The sequence below is a fragment of the Rhizobium sp. PEPV16 genome (assembly GCF_008919455.1).
Classification (GTDB): domain Bacteria; phylum Pseudomonadota; class Alphaproteobacteria; order Rhizobiales; family Rhizobiaceae; genus Rhizobium; species Rhizobium leguminosarum_Q.
The window spans coordinates 11,664-30,326 of record NZ_VSZV01000321.1 but is presented as its reverse complement, the minus strand read 5'-3'; the positions used below and the strand labels follow the sequence as shown (position 1 = coordinate 30,326).

Below are 18,663 nucleotides of genomic sequence, written 5' to 3'. Positions count from 1 at the left end.
GCTCCGCAACATCTAAGATCGACAATCTCCGGCCCTAGAGCCTTTCCGGGTTAGATTGAAGCATTCTGTTGGCTCAAACGGAGTCGGATGGTCGACCGGCCGGCGCGCGTCGTAGCCAAGCTCTACGGCCAAGCCGGCCGGTCGATCAGCCGGCCCGTTTCAGCCAACCCGAAGGGCCGGGCATCTTTCCGCCAGGGCAGAGGTGATCGGCTCGGACGTACCAAGGGGTATGCCCTTCGCCAATCGCCTCTGCCCTGACGAAAACCTGCTCCGGCAGAATGCTTCAATCTAACCCGGAAAGGCTCTAGCTACCCGAGCGAGCCAATGAGATCTCGGTAGGCGGCCTCCGGGAATGCCTTCAACGTCTCAGTGCGGACATTGCCGCCCATCGCCAGCGAAAGGGTAAAATGCGCCATGACGGCATCATCGGGCGCCTCGCAGACGGCGACCATGTCATGCCCGCCCATCGTCAGGTAGAATTGGTTGATGGAGCCTCCGACGCTGGTGAGCAATTTCTTCGCGGCATCCAGCCGTTTTGCCGAGTCGCGCACATTGCGGATGCCCTGATCCGTCCAATTGATCAAAAGAATGTAAGTGGTCATGTCGCACCTCCCAGAGCATGATGCCGAAAAGTGTCAGCCGTTTTCGGACGACGTCATGCTCTATTTCTTTGATGTGGATCCAGATTCAGATTTTAGGCCCGTCAGGCCTGAAATCACCCGGATCTAGCGGAGGATTGGTTCACGCAGGCACACGTCAACCCTCGCTCGCGCGTTGCGATCGATGCCTTCCCCCGTGGCCGGATTATAGGCTTGTCGCCATGGAGGGACAAGAAAGATGCCGGGATCATTGGTATTAGTCATGAAATCGGCATAGGGGGCGATCCTATTGATCGCACCCCTGCCACACCACCCGGCATGCGGGTCCGCACCGGGCGGTTCGAGAGATTGAGGTTAGACGAGTCTGGGCATTCCGAGCTGGTCTGCCCATTTGATCGTGAGGACGGCGTTGAGGAGCTTTGCGCTGTTGCGCCACCAGTGGCCGGCATTTGTTGCCACTTGCCGGGCCACATCGAATTTTGCTCCCCTAGCCGTCAACTCCCGGAAGATGGTCCTGCTATGCTTCCATTGCTTGAGCTGGATAGCCCGCAATCGGTGGCGCATCCACTCGTCCAACGCTTGCCGGACCGACGGTGTTTGCGCCAGCCGGAAGTAGGCTTTCCATCCGCGCACGAAGACGCTTAGCCGTTCGACCACGGCCTTCAGAGACCGTCCCGTCACGCGCGACGTCAGTTCGCGGATGCGATCCTTGAACGCCTTGATGGCCTTGTCGGCAACCCGTCTCTTGACCCTCCCTCCGGCTCGCCAGAAGGCGTAGCCGAGGAATTTCCGGCCGAAGACGCTGGCAACGGCGCTCTTGGCCTCGTTCACCGTCAGGTGAAGTCGGCCATAGAGGCGCCGCAGCAGGGCCATCACCCGTTCACCCGCCCGCCGCGACCGCACATAGACGTTGCAGTCGTCGGCATAGCGGCAGAAGGCGTGGCCCCGCCGTTCAAGTTCCTTGTCCACCTCATCCAGCAACACATTGGCCAGAAGCGGCGACAATGGCCCGCCCTGTGGCGTGCCTCTGGTCCGCTTGATGACCACACCCCCATCAACAATGTCGGCGTGCAGATAAGCCCGTACCAGGCGGATCACGCCGGGATCAGGGATTTTCTTGCGCAGACGGTCGATCAGGATGTCGTGGTCGACCCGGTCGAAGAACTTCTCCAGGTCAACGTCCACAACGACCCGCCGCCCGGACTGCACGAACGATTGCGCCGCCAAGACGGCATCGTGCGCACTCTTTCCCGGACGGAAGCCGTAGCTGTGCTGGCTGAAAGTCGGATCGAGGATCGGCTGCAGGATTTGCAGGAGCGCCTGTTGGATCAGGCGGTCCAGCACCGTGGGGATACCAAGCTCACGCTCGCCACCCCAGGCTTCGGGATCATCACCCGACGCACCGGCTGCGGCCGGTACGTCCCCTCCCGCAGGCTGTCGCGGATGGCGGGCCAGGCGGTGCGCAGCATCGCGGCCGTCTGGTCGATGTCCAGTCCGTCCGCGCCAGCCGCGCCTTTGTTGGCCCGCACCTGCTTCCAGGCCTTCAGGAGGTTCTCTCGCCTCAGGACCGCCTCAAGCAGCCCTGCGCCTGTGTCGTTCCCGATCTTCGGCGGGGGCGCGGCTTCGTCAAGATCGCAGCACCGACGGGCTTCACCCGTCTGCCTCTCCGACCTCCCGGACATTCCCGGCATCTGACGCATGGCCTTGCTCATCCTCGGGGAAACTTCACTCTCTCTCGTTCGGCCCTTCGTTCGCGCCAAAGCGCTCCCTACTACGGCCTCTGCTGACTTCTCACTCCCGCTCGACACCGTCGCCCTTTCAGGCGCAAGGCGAGATCTCCCCAGGTAAGAACGCATTCCTTCACTGCACGACCGCCGGATTTACGCCACCGCCCCTTGGTCACAAGAGCTTCGCGGTCGCTTGCCCGCTCGCCCTGGTCGGCACCGCCTCATATCCGGTTCTTGTCCATCGGCCCGCAGTTTCGATCCACGCTTCCTTCCCACGGTCAGTCACCCTTCCGCAGTTGCGCTTCTCTTCGCTCGCTATGACCAGCTTACGGTGGGACTTGCACCCACAAGAATGCGCCCATGCTGGGCGCACAAGCAAAAGCCGGGCGCGAAGCCCGGCTTTTCCAATCAGAACGACGTGGCCGAAGCCTTAGCTGTCGAGGAAGCTTCTCAGCTTTCTGGAGCGGCTCGGATGCTTCAGCTTGCGCAGCGCCTTCGCCTCGATCTGGCGAATACGTTCGCGGGTGACCGAGAACTGCTGGCCGACTTCTTCGAGCGTGTGGTCGGTGTTCATGCCGATGCCGAAGCGCATGCGCAGAACACGTTCTTCGCGCGGCGTCAGCGAGGCGAGAACACGGGTCGTCGTCTCGCGCAGGTTCGCCTGGATAGCGGCGTCGATCGGCAGCAGCGCGTTCTTGTCCTCGATGAAATCGCCGAGATGCGAATCCTCTTCGTCGCCCACAGGGGTTTCGAGCGAGATCGGCTCCTTGGCGATCTTCAGGACCTTGCGGACCTTTTCGAGCGGCATGGCCAGCTTTTCGGCCAGTTCTTCCGGTGTCGGCTCGCGGCCGATCTCGTGCAGCATCTGGCGCGACGTGCGGACGATCTTGTTGATCGTCTCGATCATGTGCACCGGAATGCGGATCGTGCGGGCCTGGTCGGCGATCGAACGGGTGATCGCCTGACGAATCCACCATGTCGCATAGGTCGAGAACTTGTAGCCGCGGCGGTATTCGAACTTGTCGACCGCTTTCATCAGGCCGATATTGCCTTCCTGAATGAGGTCGAGGAACTGCAGGCCGCGGTTCGTGTACTTCTTGGCGATGGAGATGACGAGGCGAAGGTTCGCTTCGACCATTTCCTTCTTGGCGATGCGCGCTTCGCGCTCGCCCTTCTGCACCATATGCACGATGCGGCGGAATTCCGAGATCGAGATACCGGTTTCGGTCGCCAGATTCTGGATTTCCTGGCGAATGTCGCGGATCGTCGTGTTTTCGCCCCTGGCGAATTCCTTCCAGCCGCGGGCGGCCAGATTGCCGATCGACTTCATCCAGTTCGGATCGAGTTCGGCGCCCTGGTACTGCTCCAGGAAGGAGTCGCGCTTGACGCCGTAGGATTCGGCCAGACGCAGCAGGCGGCCCTCGTTGGAAACGAGGCGCTTGTTGATGTCGTAGAGCTGCTCGACGAGGGCGTCGATGCGGTTCTGGTTCAAGGACAGAGATTTGACGGCTTTGATGAGCTCATCTTTGAGTTCCTTGTAACGGCGCTCTTGGGCAGTGGACAGCGTGCCGGAAGCCGACAGCCGCTGCTCGACCTGCTGGTCCTGCAGCTTGCGCAGCTTCTTGTAGGTCTCGGCGATCGTATCGAGCGTCTCCATCACCTGCGGGCGAAGCTCGGCTTCCATCGCCGCCAGCGAAAGGTTGGATTCGTCCTCGTCCTCTTCCTCCTCCTCGGGAGGCAGGCCTTCGCCGCCGACATCGGTGATGTCGTCGTCGCCGGAGCGGGCGCGACGGGTCTTTTCTTTCTCTTCTGCGAGCTTGCGATCGGCTTCGATCTTCTCCGGGCTCTGGAACTGCGGCGCAGCCTTGGCTTCAGGGCCGGAATAGGTCGTTTCGAGATCGATGATCTCGCGCAGCAACGTCGTGCCTTCGTTGAGTTCGTCGCGCCAAATGATCAGCGCCTGGAAGGTCAGCGGGCTCTCGCAGAGACCCGCGATCATCGTCTCGCGGCCGGCCTCGATACGCTTGGCGATCGCGATTTCGCCCTCGCGGGACAGAAGCTCCACCGAGCCCATTTCGCGCAGGTACATGCGCACCGGATCGTCGGTACGGTCGGTCGGTTCTTTTTTCTTGGCAGTCGCAAGCGCGGTGCCGCTCGAGGGCGCGAGTTCGCCGCCTTCGCTCTCCTCGTCGCCGCCGGCGTCGTCGTCATCGCTGCCGCCGGAAGCACCGGCTTCCTCGGCTTCCTCGTCTTCGATGACGTTGATGCCCATGTCGGACAGCATCGACATCGTGTCTTCGATCTGCTCGGACGTCACTTCTTCGGACGGCAAGACGGCGTTCAGCTCGTCCATCGTCACATAGCCGCGCTTCTTGGCGGCCTTGATCATCTTCTTGACCGCGTCGTCGGAAAGATCGAGAAGAGGGCCGTCGCTTGCGCTGTCGCGTTCGACTTCCGCGTCTTCGTTCTCTTTGACCTTGGTTGCCATTTATATCGTCGCCTTCCTGACGCTATCCAATCTCGCTACGGTGAACGGGCTGTCTCAGGGCCTGACGCGCCGCACGCGCCGCCCTCGAATCACCTTTGCCCACCTAACGGGATGACATTTAAAGCCTGATTAACCACGATTACCGGCACCGGACAGCAAAGCTTTCTTGCTCTTGGATTTCCGGCCATGGTTGCGCGATCCGCCTTGACCCAGTTCACCATTCAACAAGTCGAACGGTGATTCCCACATTTTTTGTTCTCGTCAAGCTTTTCCAGAAAAAAAGCCCACAAAAATACGGAAAAAGCCTTATCCACAGGCTTTGAACCGCGGCAGCGATTGCGAACCCTTATTTAAGATGCGGCGAACAAAAGACAAGGGCAGCAAATATTTTGCCCGCCGTACCAGTCATTTCTGCCATTTTCGCAGTTGTGCGAAGGATCTATTCGCCATTGCCTGACGGATATCGGCTAACGCGCCGCGCCGTCATACGGCTTCACCGTCAGCGCGCCGATATCGACCGCGGGAATGCAGCGCAGATTGATCGAAGCCATCGCCGCGCCGTTCGGACCCACGGCCTCGCCGAACGGCGCGATCCCGCAATGGGCGCAGAAGTGATGCCGAATGACATGTCGGTTGAAAGTATAAGTCGAGAGATTGCCCTCCGGCGTTTTCAGCGCCAGCTTCTCGCGCGGCACGAAGGCGAGAAGTCCGCCGCGCCTGCGGCAAAGCGAACAATTGCAATCGAGCGCCTCGGTGAATTCGCCTTCGACCTCGAAAGCCACGTTGCCGCAATGGCAGCTACCTTCATAGAGCATGTCGTCTCCTCACATCCAGTCCATCACGACCTTGCCGGAATTGCCCGACCGCATCGCCTCGAAGCCGTCGCGAAAATCGTCGATGCCGATCCGGTGGGTGATGATGGGCGCGAGATCGAGACCGCCCTGGACGAAGGCGATCATCTTGTACCAGGTCTCGAACATCTCGCGGCCGTAGATGCCCTTGAGATTGAGCATCTTGAAGATCACCTTGTTCCAGTCGATTTCGAAGCCCGCCGGCGCGATGCCGAGAATGGCGATCTTGCCGCCATTGTTCATCTTGTCGATCATATCGCGGAAGGCAGGTGCGGCCCCCGACATTTCCAGCCCGACGTCGAATCCCTCCGTCATGCCGATCGCCTTCATCACATCGGCGAGGTTTTCCTTCGATGCATCGACGACATGGTCGATGCCGAGCTTGCGCGCCAGCTCCAGCCGGTGCGGATTGATATCGGTGATGACGACCTTGCGGGCGCCGGATCGCTTGGCGACGAGCGCGCCCATGATGCCGATCGGCCCGGCACCGGTGACGAGCACGTCCTCGCCGACGAGATCGAAGGAGAGCGCGGTGTGCACGGCATTGCCGAACGGATCGAAGATCGCGGCGATCTCGTCGGAAATATCATCCGGGATCGGCACGACATTGCTTTCGGGAATGCAGACGAATTCGCCGAAGGAGCCCGGCCGGTTGACGCCGACGCCGAGCGTGTTGCGGCAGAGATGTCCCCTGCCCGCCCGGCAGTTGCGGCACTTGCCGCAGACGATATGCCCCTCGCCGGAGACCCGCTCGCCGACATGATAGCGGGTGACCGCCGAACCGATCTCGGCGATCTCGCCGGAGAATTCATGGCCGACCACCATCGGCACCGGAATGGTCTTCTGCGCCCATTGGTCCCAGTTCCAGATATGGACGTCGGTGCCGCAGATCGCCGATTTCTTCACCCGGATCAGCACATCGTTCGGCCCGACCTCGGGCACCGGCACATTCTCCATCCAGAGCCCGACTTCCGGTTTCGCTTTGACCAGCGCCTTCATCATGTTCGACATCAGCAATATCCACCCTTACTTGGCGCCCGACTTTGCTGTCCCCCCTTCTCCCCAGCGGGGAGAAGGTGCCCGTAGGGCGGATGAGGGGGCGGCACGGCACGCCGTCAAACTCAAATCACACCCAGTTCCCGCCCTGCCTCGGCAAAGGCCGCAATTGCCCGCTCCACATCCGCCCGCGAATGCGCCGCCGACATCTGTGTGCGGATGCGGGCCTGGCCTTTCGGTACGACGGGGAAGGAGAAGCCGATCACATAGATCCCTTTCTTCAGCATCAGGCCGGCCAAATCCTGGGCGAGTTTGGCATCGCCAAGCATGACGGGAATGATCGGATGGCCTTCGCCGGCAAGCGTGAAGCCGAGCTTGGTCATTTCGGTGCGGAAGAGATCGGCATTGTCGGAAAGGCGCTTACGCAGGGTATCGCCGTTTTCGATGAGGTCGAACACCTTGAGCGAGGCGGCGGCGATGACGGGCGCCAGCGTATTCGAGAACAGATAGGGCCGCGAGCGCTGCCGCAGCCATTCGACGACTTCCGCCTTGGCCGAGGTATAGCCGCCCGAGGCGCCGCCGAGCGCCTTGCCGAGCGTGCCGGTGATGATGTCGATCCGGCCCTCGACGCCGCAATATTCCGGCGACCCACGGCCGTTCTTGCCGACGAAGCCGACAGCATGGCTGTCATCGACCATGACCATCGCACCGTATTTCTCGGCAAGATCGCAGACGCCGCCGAGATTGGCGATGATCCCGTCCATCGAGAAGACACCGTCGGTGGCGACCAGCTTGAAGCGGCTGCCTTCGGCCTTTTTCAGTTCCTCCTTGAGCGCTGCCATATCGTTGTTGGCGTAGCGGAAGCGCTTGGCCTTCGAGAGCCTCACACCGTCGATGATCGAGGCATGGTTCAGCGCGTCCGAGATGATCGCGTCCTCTTCCGACAGCAGCGTTTCGAACAGGCCGCCATTGGCGTCGAAGCAGGAGGAATAGAGGATCGTGTCTTCCATGCCGAGGAAAGAGGAGATGCGCGCTTCGAGCTGCTTATGCTCTTCCTGCGTGCCGCAGATGAAGCGCACCGAAGCCATGCCGTAGCCGTATCGGTCGAGCGCCTGCTTGCCGGCCTCGGCCAGCTCCTCGTTATCGGCAAGGCCGAGATAGTTGTTGGCGCAGAAATTCAGCACCCGCTCGCCGGTGGAAATCGCGATCTCGCCCGCCTGCTTGGAGCTGATGACGCGCTCGGATTTGTAGAGGCCGGCATCCTTCAGCGCTGAGATCTCGTTGCTGAGATGGGAGAGAAATTGCGAGGTCATGGACGGCCTTTCCCAGAGATTTCGTTTTGCCCGCCGGGTTAGCATATTGCCGCCGGCTTGTCTTCTCAGCGCTGGACCGAGATCAGCAGGAACATCGGCCGGTCCATCTCCTCCGCCCAATCTGGATTGTCGTGGAGCTCATCTTCGTTCGGGCTCCACTCCTCGACATGGCGAATGGTAAAGCCGGCCGCGATCAATGTGTTGAGCGTCGTGCCGAGCTTGCGGTGCTGCTTGACCAAACCCTTGGCAAGCCAGTCGGTGGTGCGCAGACCTTCGACGGAATAACGGTCGAGCGGCCAGATGCGCCGCCCCTCGGCATCGGCTGCCCAGGCGGGATTGGTCGGCGCCATGAAGATCGGATGCTCGATGGTGAAGACGAATTGCGATCCCGGCAAAAGCGCGCGATAGACCGTCGCGGCGAGACCGGCAAAATCCTCGATATAATGCAGCGCCAGCGAGCTATAGGCGAAATCGAAGGAAGCTTGAGCAAGTGTGAGATGCTCGAGATCGGCGATCTCGTAGGTGATCGCTGCTTCCGCCGTATCGGCCTTCGCTCTGGCGATCATCTTTTCCGAGATGTCGAGCGCAAGCACGCTTGCAGCACCCTGGCCCACGGCAAAACGCGAAAACCAGCCGAAGCCGCAACCGAGATCGACGACGCGCTTGCCGGCAAGATCGGGCAGCAACGCGCGCACCGCCGGCCACTCCGATGCTCCGTCGAGCCCGTGCACGGATCGCCTCATGCCGCTATATCCGGCGAAGAATTCCGGTCGGTCGTAGATATTCTGGGCCATCGGCGCTCCTCCCTACTGCATAATTCCTTAAATCAGTATCGATTTCAGGAGAAATTATGCAGCAATTCAAAGTGCTACAGCGTCCTTTGCGCGTCTGAAAGACGCGCGGCGCTGTAGAGGCAGCACTACCATGCCCCCGCGCCCGATCTCAAGGATCTGGCGGGCCTGTTAACCCTTGTCCTGCGCAAACGATGATCTCGAGGAAGGCATCGCCGTAACGCTCCAGCTTCGCCTGCCCGACGCCTGATATGGCGAGCAGTTCCTTGCGGCTGCGCGGCTTCTCGGTGGCGAAAGCTATCAGCGTGGTATCGGGAAAGACGACATAGGGCGGTACGCCGAGCGATTTCGCGATCGCCATGCGCTCGGCCCGCAGTGCCTCGAAGAGACTGCCGTCGGCGCCTGATAGTCCCGATTTGCGTTCGCTGCGCTCTGCCTTTTTCGTGCGCCGTTCCGAGGCCGGCCGGTCCTTGCGGAAGAACACTCGCCGCTCGTGTTTGAAGACGGCGCGCGCCTCCGGCTCGAGTTTCAGCGCCCCGAAGGCCTCGTGGTCGACACGGATCAGCCCCATGGCAAGCAACTGGCGCAAGACCGACTGCCAGACGCGTGCCGAAATATCCTTGCCGGCCCCGAAAACCGGCATCTCGGTGTGGCCGAAACGCTCGGTCTTTTCGTTGACGTTGCCAAGAAGCACGTCGACGACATGGCCAGCGCCGAAACGCTCGCCGGTGCGGTAGACGGCGGCAAGCGCCTTGATCGCCGCCTCCGTGCCCTCCCAGGTCTCGACCGGCTTCAGGCAGGTGTCGCAATTGCCGCATTGTCCGGCATGCGCCTCGCCGAAATGAGCAAGGATCGCCTGACGGCGGCAGGAGGCGGTCTCGCAGATCGCGAGCAACGCATTGAGCTTGGCGCGTTCGACCCGCTTGATCTCCGCGGCGGCACTGCCCTCGTCGATCATCCGGCCGCGCTGGATCACGTCGGCCATACCGTAGGCCATCCAGACCTCGGACGGCAGGCCGTCGCGGCCGGCACGCCCGGTCTCCTGATAATAGGCTTCCACCGAACCCGGCAGATCGAGATGGGCGACATAACGCACGTTCGGTTTGTCGATGCCCATGCCGAAGGCGACGGTGGCGACCAGGCAAAGGTTCTCTTCTTTCAGGAAGGCATCCTGATTGGCGTCACGAACCGCCCTGTCCATGCCGGCATGATAGGCACGGGCGCGAATGCCCTGCCCGTTCAGCCATTCAGCCGTATCCTCGACCTTGGCGCGCGACAGGCAATAGACGATGCCGCTGTCGCCCTTGTGGCCGGACAGGAACCGCAGCAGCTGCTGGCGCGGCTGATCACGCTCGACGATCTCGTAGGCAATGTTCGGGCGGTCGAAGCTAGTGGTGAATATCTCGGCAGAATCCAAACCCAGCCGCTCGATCATGTCGTCGCGCGTATGCGGATCGGCCGTCGCCGTCAGCGCCACCCTGGGCACACCGGGATATTGCTCGCCGAGCCGGCCGAGTTCGCGATACTCCGGCCGGAAATCATGGCCCCATTGCGAGACGCAATGGGCCTCGTCAATCGCAAACAGCGCGATCTTCTCGTTGGCGATCAGCTCGCGGAAACCATCCGTCAAAATGCGCTCGGGCGTGACGTAGAGAAGATCGAGCTGACCCGCCGAGAGCGCGCGGCGAACCTCGACGAACTCCTCGCGCGACAGCGACGAGTTGAGTGCTGCGGCGCGGATGCCGAGCTGCTTCATCGCCTCCACCTGATCGCGCATCAGCGCAATCAGCGGCGAAACGACAATACCCACACCGTCGCGGCAGAGCGCCGGGATCTGGAAGCACAGCGATTTGCCCGCACCTGTGGGAAAGAGCACGACCGCATCGCCGCCGGAAACCACATGCTCGACCACCTGCTGCTGCTTGCCGCGGAAGGAGGAATAGCCGTAGACCTGCTTGAGGATATCGAGCGGCGAGCGGCCGGAAGAAAACAGCGCGCCGGAGGCGGAAAAGCCCGGTTCGTTTCGTTCGGTCAGCGACATCAGTGGTTCGCCGCCCCTTTGACGCGGCCGGAGAGCACGCCGAAGCCGTCGATGATGGCCTCCTGGTTCTCAAGGCGCACCCCTTCGAAATGCACTTCCTGCTGCGCTCGCATCAGCTGAACGATCGCCTCGCCGTCGCCGGCTTCGGTCGCCAGCGCGATCTCACGCTCGAGTTCGATCTTCTGCCGGCGCAGCGCCTTCGCCCGCTTGTGGGAGGCCAGTGCCTGGCGGTATCCCTCACGCGCATCCTCCATCGCCGCCTCCTCGGTCGCGATCCACAGCCGGGCATTGCGCACCTGCTGGTCGAGGCTCTTGATGAGCGGGCCGAAGCCTTCGAATTCCAGCCTTTCGGTCAGATATTCGCGCGTCAGATGCGGGCCGGCGACGGAAGCCGCAGCTCCCAGCATCGCCGACCAGAGCCGCTGCAGCTCGCGGCTGTCATATTCGATCGCGGCGATCTCGTCATAATCGTCGATCATCAGCGAGGGATGATTGACGACGGTCAACGCCAGCACGCATTCGCGCAGCGCCGTATTGTTCTGGTGGCCGCGCACGGGACCCGAGCGGGCGAGCCTTTCTGAAATGACACTGGGGCTTTTCGGCCCGGCCTTGCCCGCATTGTCGCGGCCCGTCCGGTAATTGCCATTGCCGTTGAAGCCGCCGCGGCGATCGCCATTGTTGCGATTCTGGAACTGCGGCTGGAAGAAGGCGTTCAGCCGATCGCGAATATCCTGCTGATAGTGACGGCGGACGTTCTCGTCGGCGATGACGGCGACCAGTTGCTTCAGCCGCGCCTCGAGCTCGGCGCGCGCCTCCGGCGTGTCGAACTTGCCGGTGTTGACCTCCCGGCTCCACAGCATCTCGGAAAGCGGCTTTGCCTGGCTCATCACCTTGTCGAAGGGCGCCCGCCCGTCATCGCGCACGAGATCGTCGGGATCCTTGCCGTCGGGCAGAAGCGCGAAGCGAACGGAACGGCCGGGCTTCAGATGCGGCAACGCCAGTTCGGCAGCGCGATTGGCCGCGCGGATGCCGGCGCCGTCGCCGTCGAAGCAGAGCACCGGTTGCGGCACCATCTTCCAGAGCAGCTCGAGCTGGTTTTCGGTGAGCGCCGTGCCAAGCGGCGCAACGGCATTCTCGATGCCCGCCTGATGTAGCGCGATCACGTCCATATAGCCCTCGACGGCGATGATGGTGCCGGTCGCATTGTCGTCTTGAGGATCGCCGCGGCCCGGTCCCTGGATCGCCCGCCGCGCACGGGCGAAATTGTAAAGGACATTGCCCTTGTGGAAGAGCTCCGTCTCGTTGGAGTTCAGATATTTCGCCGGCGCATCGGCCGCCATGGCGCGGCCGCCGAAGGCGATCACCTTTTCCCGCGACGAAAGGATCGGGAACATGATGCGGTCGCGGAAACGATCGTAGGAAACCGGCACGTTTTCATGGACGACCAGGCCGCAGGCCTCGATCTGCTCCTTGGAAACACCCTTGCCGGCGAGGAATTCCTTCAGCGCATTGCGGCTGTCGGGCGCATAGCCGAGACGGAAGGTCTCGATGGTGCGGCCCGTCAGTCCGCGGTCGCGCAGATAGGCGCGCGCCCTCGCCCCATTCGCCGTCTGCAGCTGATCCTGGAAAAACTGTGTCGCCATTTCCATGACGTCGATCAGCGAGCCGCGCTCCTTCTCGCGCTTCTCCATCACAGGATCGGCAAGCGGCATCGGCACACCGGCCATATCGGCGATCTGCTGTACCGCCTCGGGGAAACTCAGACCTTCAAGTTCTGTCAGGAAACGGAAATGGTCGCCGGTGACGCCACAGCCGAAGCAGTGATAGCGGCCCTTTCGGTCCTCGCAATGGAAGCTCGGCGATTTTTCGCCGTGGAACGGGCAGCAGGCCCAGTAATCGCCGCGCGACACGTTGGTCTTCCGCTTGTCCCAGCTCACGCGGCGCGCGATCACGTTCGAAATCGGAACGCGGTCGCGAATATCATCGAGGAAGGTGTTGGAAAAGCGCATTTATACCTCTTGATCAGCCTCCATATAAGCTGCTTTTCCGCTCCATGCCACGAAACTTGTCATGAAAACCCGCTATTCACAGGCTTTACGGCCGTCTTCGGCGGCGCGGATTATCCAATCAACAACGCGTTATCGCTCCCTGCGACAGGGTGCGACATTATCGTCCTCACAGGGGCCGGAATTCCATCGTCATAAACGCTTCAACAAGAGCGGCGGCCCTTGACAGAACCGAGGAAAATCTTTTGGAAACAAAGGATTATTACCTCTGATGACTGCGCTTCATCATCCTCCAGGCCGCCTCCCGAGAGTCCGCTTCGACGCCTCCCAAAACGCCGATTCCGGCAATTATTATTTTTTTGTAATTTGAATAAGCCGCCACACCGCAATAGGTTCGATCTCAACAAAGCGATCCCCGAGCGAAGCACCATCCCTACCCCCGGCGCCGCTTCGCAAGGGTGCCTTTGCAAATACCCTCCGGCTTGGGCTTCGGCCCTGCGTGCCGGTGGAAGCAAAGAGCAAGAAGGCAGGAGCGCCCCCAGCTCCTGCCTTCTTAAATTTTTGGCTCTCCCTGCGACAACTCTCCCTTTGAAATTAACCGCTTATCGATAAAACCGTTGACAGGCGGCGCTTGCATGAAAGATGTATGCGCCGAACTCCCTGGACCTCTCCAAATGGCTTTTACCGCGGATAATCTTGCAGCTGACGATCGCTTTCTCGCTGCCATCCTGCATTGCGCCGATCAGATGCTCGCCATCTATCGCGAGAGCCCGCGCATAGCCTCGATCTTCGCCGCGCAACAGCGCTGGCTGATGGCCCATGCCGGCTTCGCGCTTCATTACGGTTATTCCGACGACGGGAGGAGCGGCGGCCTCTATTCCGGCCGCTTCATCGATTTTGCGGTCAGGAACAATATCGCCAGCCGCAACACGGCCGCGGCCTTCATGCAGGAAATGCTGGCCTACCGCTTCCTGCGGCCGGTTCCCGGCCCCGACAAGCGCACACGCTACCTGGAGCCCACCGAAATCGCCGAGCAGCATTTCACCCGATGGCTCGTCGCCCATATGATGATCCTCGACAGCCTCGACGGCGGCGAGCGCGCCGATAAGATCACCGCCGACCCCTCGGCGATGATGGCAGCGATCCAGCCGCTAATCGCAAGAGCGATCATCGGGAGTGAAGCGGTGCGCAGCCCGGGCGCCACCTTCAACCTCTTCAACTGGGCGAATTCCGGCGGGCTGGTGATGGACTATATGATCTCGCGCCTTCCCGAATTTCCAAGGACAGCCGACCGCGTCGTTCTCGGCCCTCTGTCGCTCCGGGAAATCCGCGAACAGTTCATGATCTCCAATACCCACCTGAAGCGGCTTCTGATGCAGGCAGCGACCATGGAGAGCATCGGCTGGACGGAACCCTCCCGCAAGGGCGACTTCTGGCTGTCGGGCCGCTTCATCTGCGAATATTGGAATTATCAGGCGGCGAAATTCGCCATCATCGATGCCGCCGCCGAAGCGGTGCTCGGGCCTGCGGTCCGTGACGAACCGCAGGCAAGACGGGTTATCTGAGGCTTATCCGTTCAACAGTTCCTTGACGGTCGCCGACGCCTTGGCGAAATCCATCTGGCCGGCATAACGCTCCTTCAGCGCCGCCATCACCTTGCCCATGTCCTTGGCGCCCGCGGCACCCGTCTCGGCGATGATCGCCGAGACGTTGGCGCGCACTTCACTGTCCGAAAGCTGCTTCGGCATGAAATCCTGGATGACGGTGATTTCGGCACGCTCCTTGGCGGCAAGCTCCGGGCGGGAATTCTCCTCGTAGATCTTGGCCGATTCGTCGCGCTGCTTCACCATCTTGGCGAGAATCTGCAGGATCTCGTCGTCGCTCGCCTGCTCCTTGCCGGTGCCGCGATTGGCGATATCGCGGTCCTTGACCGCGGCCTGAATCAGCCGGACGGTGGAAAGCCGCTCCGCATTCTTGGCCTTCATCGCCGCTTTCAGCTGGGTGGCGAGTTGATCGCGCAGCATGGTCTTCACTCCTGTTTTGATGCCGCTTCATAAACCACGCTGATGCGGGGGATCAAATAAATTGCGCGGTCTGTGCGATAAAGCGCAGGAAAACGGCAGCAATCTCGGCTACAAAGATTGACCGCAAGCGATTGCGTGGCTATTTACCGCCACCTGCACCAAAATTCGTGATCAGGCCTGAAGCGCGAGGCATTGCCGCGTCCACACGCCTGCGAGATCAAAAGGCGGCCAGCCGCGGCAACGCGCGCACCGATCGCCGGAAACGGGATGAAGATGACCGCGACAGCACCCTGGACAATCGAAAAGCCGACCGCCCTGCTCGTTCTTGCCGACGGCACGGTCATCGAAGGCAAGGGCATCGGCGCCACCGGCAAGGTGCCGGCCGAAGTGGTCTTCAACACAGCGCTGACCGGCTATGAGGAGATCCTGACGGACCCCTCCTATCTAGGCCAGATCGTCACCTTCACCTTCCCGCATATCGGCAATATCGGCACCAATGATGAAGACATCGAGGATCTGACGCCGGCCGCCCGCCACGGCGCCGTCGGCGTAATCTTCAAGGCCGACATCACTGAGCCCTCGAACTACCGCGCCGCCAAGCACCTCGACCAATGGCTGAAGGCGCGCGGCGTCATCGGTCTCTGCGGTATCGACACGCGCGCGCTGACCGCCTGGATCCGTGAGAACGGCGCTCCGAACGCGGTGATCGCCCACGATCCGAACGGCGTCTTCGACATCGAGGCGCTGAAGGCCGAAGCCAAAGCCTGGAGCGGCCTCGAAGGTCTCGACCTCGCCAAGATCGCCTCGTCGGGCCAGTCCTCGCAATGGACCGAAACGCCGTGGGTCTGGAATGAAGGTTACGGTGAGCTCAAGGCGACGGACGCGAAATACCACGTCGTCTGCCTCGATTACGGCGTCAAGCGCAACATCCTGCGCCTGTTTGCCGGCCTCGACTGCAAGGTGACCGTCGTGCCGGCCGCAACGAGCGCCGAAGACGTGCTCGCCATGCAGCCGGACGGCATCTTCCTGTCGAACGGCCCTGGCGATCCGGCGGCAACCGGCGACTATGCCGTGCCTGTGATCAAGACACTGATCAAGACCGATATCCCGGTCTTCGGCATCTGCCTCGGCCACCAGATGCTGGGCTTGGCACTTGGCGCGAAGACCGAGAAGATGCATCAGGGCCATCACGGCGCCAACCACCCCGTCAAGGACCATACGACCGGCAAGGTCGAGATCGTCTCGATGAACCACGGCTTCGCGGTCGACTCGAAGTCGCTGCCGGATGGGGTTGAAGAGACTCATATTTCGCTCTTCGACGGCACCAATTGCGGCCTGCGCGTCCTCGGCAAGCAGGTCTTCTCGGTCCAGCATCATCCGGAAGCCTCTCCTGGCCCGCAGGACAGCCACTATCTCTTCCGTCGCTTCATCAACATGGTGCGTGAGAAGAAGGGCGAACCGGCGCTCGCCGAACGCTGATTTCAAAAAATGCCCATTTCCGAGGAAGGCCCGTTCAACGGGCCTTTTTCTTTATCCGCATATTGACCTCAGCTTAACTTGAGGAATTACAGATCTGCCTGCAGACATCTGATGCAGGAGAAAACTGGATGAGCGGAGCTTTCTTTCGAGTAGACAAGTTCATCGTGCCGGCGGCGGCACGCGAGGAATTTCTCGTCAAAGTGATGATGACCCACAAAGTGTTGGAAGCGCAGGACGGTTTCATCGATCACAGGGTGCTGGAGCAGGTCGCCGGTCCGGGCGAATTCAATTTCGTCACGATTGCCGAATGGGAAAATACCGAAGTCGTCGAGCGCGCGCGGGCAGCCGTGGCGGCCGCTCATAAGGCCGCAAATTTCGATCCGCAGGAAATGTTTTCGCGTCTCGGCATTCGTGCCGATATTGCCAGCTACAAACCTGTCGCGGCTTGAGGATAAAGACGGCCGGCTAGAGCATGATGCCGAAAAGTGTCAGCGGTTTTCGGACGACATCATGCTCTAACTATTTGGTTTAGAACGGGATGATTTTAAGCGACTCGGCCTAAAATCATCCCGTTCTAGGCGCCGGCCGTCACTCCTTCGCGGCGAAGGAGAAGGTAGAAGCGTGCGCAGAGCATGACGGCGGCCGCCGCCAGCCCGACGAGGAAGCCGAACCAGATGCCGATGCCGCCGAAACCGAGCGGCAAGGCAAAGGCCCAGGCGAGGAAGAAGCCGATCGGCCAGTAGGCGATCAACGCCATGATCATCGGCACGCGTGCGTCCTTGAGGCCGCGCAGCAATCCATTGGCAATCACCTGCAGCCCATCGACGAGCTGGAAAAGCCCGGCAACGACGATCAGCGGTCCGGCATAGGCAAGCACCTCCGGCGCCTCGGGCGAGTTGACGTCGAGGAACCAGCTGCCGAGGAATTGCGGCATGGAGGCAAAAAGCACGCTGCCCACCGCCGAAATGGCGCAGGCGAGGACGAGCACGGTGATCGAAGCGCGCACCAGCCCCTGATAATCGCCCTGCCCATGCGCGACACCGACGCGCACCGTTGCCGCCTGGCTGAGGCCGAGTGGGATCATGAAGGCGATCGAGGCCCATTGCAGGGCTATGCCGTGGGCGGCGAGCTCGATGGTGCCGATATAGCCCATCAGCAGCGAGGCCACCGTGAACAGACTGACCTCGGCGAGGATGGTGACGCTGATCGGGAAACCGAGCCGGATGACCTCCAGCAGCGCGTGCCAGTCGGGTTTCCAGAATCGCACGAAGATCTCGTAGCGCCGCGTCTCTTCCCGCCGCTGCACGAAAGCCAGGATGAAGAGGAAGCCGGCTGTCTGCACGACGACCGAAACGATCGCCGCCCCTTCGAGCCCCATTGCCGGAAAGCCGAAATGACCTAGCACCAGGGCATAGGCGAAGATCGCATTCATCACCAGCGTGACGATGGTGACGTTGAGGATGACGCCTGCCTTGCCGATTGCACTGACAAGCGAGCGCATGACGTTGAAGAGCAGCGCCGGCAGTACGCCGAACTGACCGATCATGATATAGCCGTGGGCGAGCTTGGCCACCTCGGGCTTCTGCTGCGCAAAAAGCAGGATCTGTTCCGCATTGAAGAAGGCCGGCTGCATGATGACCCAGTATGCGATCACCACCCACAGGCCCATGCGCAGCGACCGGCGCACCGAGACGAGGTCGCCGCGGCCATAGGCCTGCGCTACCAGCGGAATGACGGCGATGGCAAAGCCCGAACCGAAGATGAGGATCGTGAAGAGGAACTGGGCCGACAGCACCATCGCCGCCAGCTGCTCGGCGCCGAGACGTCCGACGATCATCACATCGGTGGTGTGGATGCCGAGCTGAGCGAGCTGGGCGCCGATCAGCGGAATGCCGAGCGCCAGCGTGGCACGGAAATGTGCACCCCAACGATTATCGGTTGTCGGCGCAAGCCTGCGCGCGTCGATCGGCGTGTCCATGACACCAGTCCTGTGATTGAAATATGCGTCGCCGCAGCTTGCGGCGAAATATCATCCGGGCTTAGATCAAAGCCCTGCAAAGAACTACCCCAAATGAGGCAGGTGATGAAAAATTCATCATCGCATCACCATTTCTGATCGATCAGCCCGTGGCTTCCAGCGCCTCGGCCGGCTCCCTCACCCGAACCCTTGTGAGGAATACCCCGGCGGCCAGAAGGATGAGCACGGCGGCCGTGAGATACGGCGCGCCGGCAAAAGTGACGGGCGCCTCAGGCCGCGTGAAATAGGAAAACATCTGCGTGAAGATCAGTGGCCCGACAATGGTGGTGATGCTGCTGAGGCTGGTCAGCGCGCCCTGCAGCTCGCCCTG

15 protein-coding genes and 1 pseudogene are annotated in these 18,663 nt (G+C 61.4%); 3 read left to right on the top strand and 13 right to left on the bottom strand.

What is annotated here, in order from left to right; all coding sequences use genetic code 11:
• Positions 1 to 308 precede the first annotated feature (308 nt).
• The 10 genes from FY112_RS20665 to dnaG form a co-directional block, all read right to left on the bottom strand.
• Entirely contained in the window at positions 309 to 602 is a 294-nt protein-coding gene (locus FY112_RS20665) for a GYD domain-containing protein (protein ID WP_003541605.1), read from the bottom strand.
• Between the two features lie 351 nt (positions 603 to 953).
• On the bottom strand, positions 954 to 1,943 hold the full coding sequence (ltrA, locus tag FY112_RS20655; RefSeq protein ID WP_246700716.1) for a group II intron reverse transcriptase/maturase: 990 nt from the start codon (positions 1,941 to 1,943) through the stop codon (positions 954 to 956).
• On the bottom strand, positions 1,928 to 2,311 hold the full coding sequence (locus FY112_RS37940; protein ID WP_246700715.1) for a hypothetical protein: 384 nt from the start codon (positions 2,309 to 2,311) through the stop codon (positions 1,928 to 1,930). Before FY112_RS37940 ends, ltrA begins: the two co-directional genes overlap by 16 nt.
• Positions 2,312 to 2,756: 445 nt before the next feature.
• On the bottom strand, positions 2,757 to 4,814 hold the full coding sequence (gene rpoD, locus FY112_RS20645; RefSeq protein ID WP_017961411.1) for an RNA polymerase sigma factor RpoD: 2,058 nt from the start codon (positions 4,812 to 4,814) through the stop codon (positions 2,757 to 2,759).
• Between the two features lie 467 nt (positions 4,815 to 5,281).
• A complete protein-coding gene (locus FY112_RS20640; RefSeq protein WP_094088730.1) occupies positions 5,282 to 5,629 on the bottom strand; it encodes a GFA family protein in 348 nt (115 codons plus the stop codon).
• A 9-nt stretch (positions 5,630 to 5,638) separates the two neighbouring features.
• Positions 5,639 to 6,676, bottom strand: a complete 1,038-nt coding sequence (tdh, locus tag FY112_RS20635) for an L-threonine 3-dehydrogenase (protein WP_011652887.1) — start codon at positions 6,674 to 6,676, stop codon at positions 5,639 to 5,641.
• Positions 6,677 to 6,786: 110 nt separating this feature from the next.
• Positions 6,787 to 7,974 carry a glycine C-acetyltransferase gene (locus FY112_RS20630; protein ID WP_151519164.1) on the bottom strand — a complete coding sequence of 396 codons (1,188 nt, stop codon included), beginning with the start codon at positions 7,972 to 7,974 and terminating at the stop codon, positions 6,787 to 6,789.
• Positions 7,975 to 8,039: 65 nt separating this feature from the next.
• A complete protein-coding gene (locus FY112_RS20625; RefSeq protein WP_151519163.1) occupies positions 8,040 to 8,768 on the bottom strand; it encodes a class I SAM-dependent methyltransferase in 729 nt (242 codons plus the stop codon).
• A 148-nt stretch (positions 8,769 to 8,916) separates the two neighbouring features.
• Positions 8,917 to 10,806: a DNA helicase RecQ gene (recQ, locus tag FY112_RS20620; protein ID WP_131719312.1), complete on the bottom strand. Its 1,890-nt coding sequence runs from the start codon at positions 10,804 to 10,806 to the stop codon at positions 8,917 to 8,919.
• Positions 10,806 to 12,815: a DNA primase gene (dnaG, locus tag FY112_RS20615; protein ID WP_131719311.1), complete on the bottom strand. Its 2,010-nt coding sequence runs from the start codon at positions 12,813 to 12,815 to the stop codon at positions 10,806 to 10,808. Before dnaG ends, recQ begins: the two co-directional genes overlap by 1 nt.
• A gap of 671 nt (positions 12,816 to 13,486) precedes the next feature.
• On the opposite strand from dnaG, the gene FY112_RS20605 reads away from it, so the two are divergent.
• Positions 13,487 to 14,377, top strand: a complete 891-nt coding sequence (locus FY112_RS20605; protein ID WP_131719310.1) for a hypothetical protein — start codon at positions 13,487 to 13,489, stop codon at positions 14,375 to 14,377.
• A 3-nt stretch (positions 14,378 to 14,380) separates the two neighbouring features.
• On the opposite strand, the gene FY112_RS20600 is transcribed toward FY112_RS20605, so the two are convergent.
• Positions 14,381 to 14,836, bottom strand: coding sequence for a GatB/YqeY domain-containing protein (locus tag FY112_RS20600; RefSeq protein WP_151519162.1), 456 nt, complete (start codon positions 14,834 to 14,836; stop codon positions 14,381 to 14,383).
• Positions 14,837 to 15,109: 273 nt separating this feature from the next.
• Here FY112_RS20600 and carA point away from each other — a divergent pair, with 273 nt between their 5' ends.
• Together carA and FY112_RS20590 are read left to right on the top strand one after the other, a co-directional pair.
• Positions 15,110 to 16,315, top strand: a complete 1,206-nt coding sequence (gene carA, locus FY112_RS20595) for a glutamine-hydrolyzing carbamoyl-phosphate synthase small subunit (RefSeq protein WP_131719319.1) — start codon at positions 15,110 to 15,112, stop codon at positions 16,313 to 16,315.
• A 128-nt stretch (positions 16,316 to 16,443) separates the two neighbouring features.
• The gene (locus tag FY112_RS20590) at positions 16,444 to 16,764 is read left to right on the top strand and encodes an antibiotic biosynthesis monooxygenase (protein WP_065280776.1); all 321 of its coding nucleotides are present in this window, start codon (positions 16,444 to 16,446) and stop codon (positions 16,762 to 16,764) included.
• A gap of 125 nt (positions 16,765 to 16,889) precedes the next feature.
• Here FY112_RS20590 and FY112_RS20585 read toward each other — a convergent pair whose 3' ends face one another.
• The gene (locus tag FY112_RS20585; protein ID WP_072637714.1) at positions 16,890 to 18,293 is read right to left on the bottom strand and encodes an MATE family efflux transporter; all 1,404 of its coding nucleotides are present in this window, start codon (positions 18,291 to 18,293) and stop codon (positions 16,890 to 16,892) included.
• Positions 18,294 to 18,435: 142 nt separating this feature from the next.
• A pseudogene (locus FY112_RS20580) lies at positions 18,436 to 18,663 on the bottom strand (tetracycline resistance MFS efflux pump); the annotation flags it as partial.

Coding starts and splice junctions, on each gene's coding strand:
- FY112_RS20665 (WP_003541605.1), bottom strand. CDS start 602: ATGACCACTTACATTCTTTTGATCAATTGGACGGATCAGGGCATCCGC.
- FY112_RS37940 (WP_246700715.1), bottom strand. CDS start 2,311: ATGAGCAAGGCCATGCGTCAGATGCCGGGAATGTCCGGGAGGTCGGAG.
- rpoD (WP_017961411.1), bottom strand. CDS start 4,814: ATGGCAACCAAGGTCAAAGAGAACGAAGACGCGGAAGTCGAACGCGAC.
- FY112_RS20640 (WP_094088730.1), bottom strand. CDS start 5,629: ATGCTCTATGAAGGTAGCTGCCATTGCGGCAACGTGGCTTTCGAGGTC.
- tdh (WP_011652887.1), bottom strand. CDS start 6,676: ATGTCGAACATGATGAAGGCGCTGGTCAAAGCGAAACCGGAAGTCGGG.
- FY112_RS20630 (WP_151519164.1), bottom strand. CDS start 7,974: ATGACCTCGCAATTTCTCTCCCATCTCAGCAACGAGATCTCAGCGCTG.
- FY112_RS20625 (WP_151519163.1), bottom strand. CDS start 8,768: ATGGCCCAGAATATCTACGACCGACCGGAATTCTTCGCCGGATATAGC.
- recQ (WP_131719312.1), bottom strand. CDS start 10,806: ATGTCGCTGACCGAACGAAACGAACCGGGCTTTTCCGCCTCCGGCGCG.
- dnaG (WP_131719311.1), bottom strand. CDS start 12,815: ATGCGCTTTTCCAACACCTTCCTCGATGATATTCGCGACCGCGTTCCG.
- FY112_RS20605 (WP_131719310.1), top strand. CDS start 13,487: ATGGCTTTTACCGCGGATAATCTTGCAGCTGACGATCGCTTTCTCGCT.
- FY112_RS20600 (WP_151519162.1), bottom strand. CDS start 14,836: ATGCTGCGCGATCAACTCGCCACCCAGCTGAAAGCGGCGATGAAGGCC.
- carA (WP_131719319.1), top strand. CDS start 15,110: ATGACCGCGACAGCACCCTGGACAATCGAAAAGCCGACCGCCCTGCTC.
- FY112_RS20590 (WP_065280776.1), top strand. CDS start 16,444: ATGAGCGGAGCTTTCTTTCGAGTAGACAAGTTCATCGTGCCGGCGGCG.
- FY112_RS20585 (WP_072637714.1), bottom strand. CDS start 18,293: ATGGACACGCCGATCGACGCGCGCAGGCTTGCGCCGACAACCGATAAT.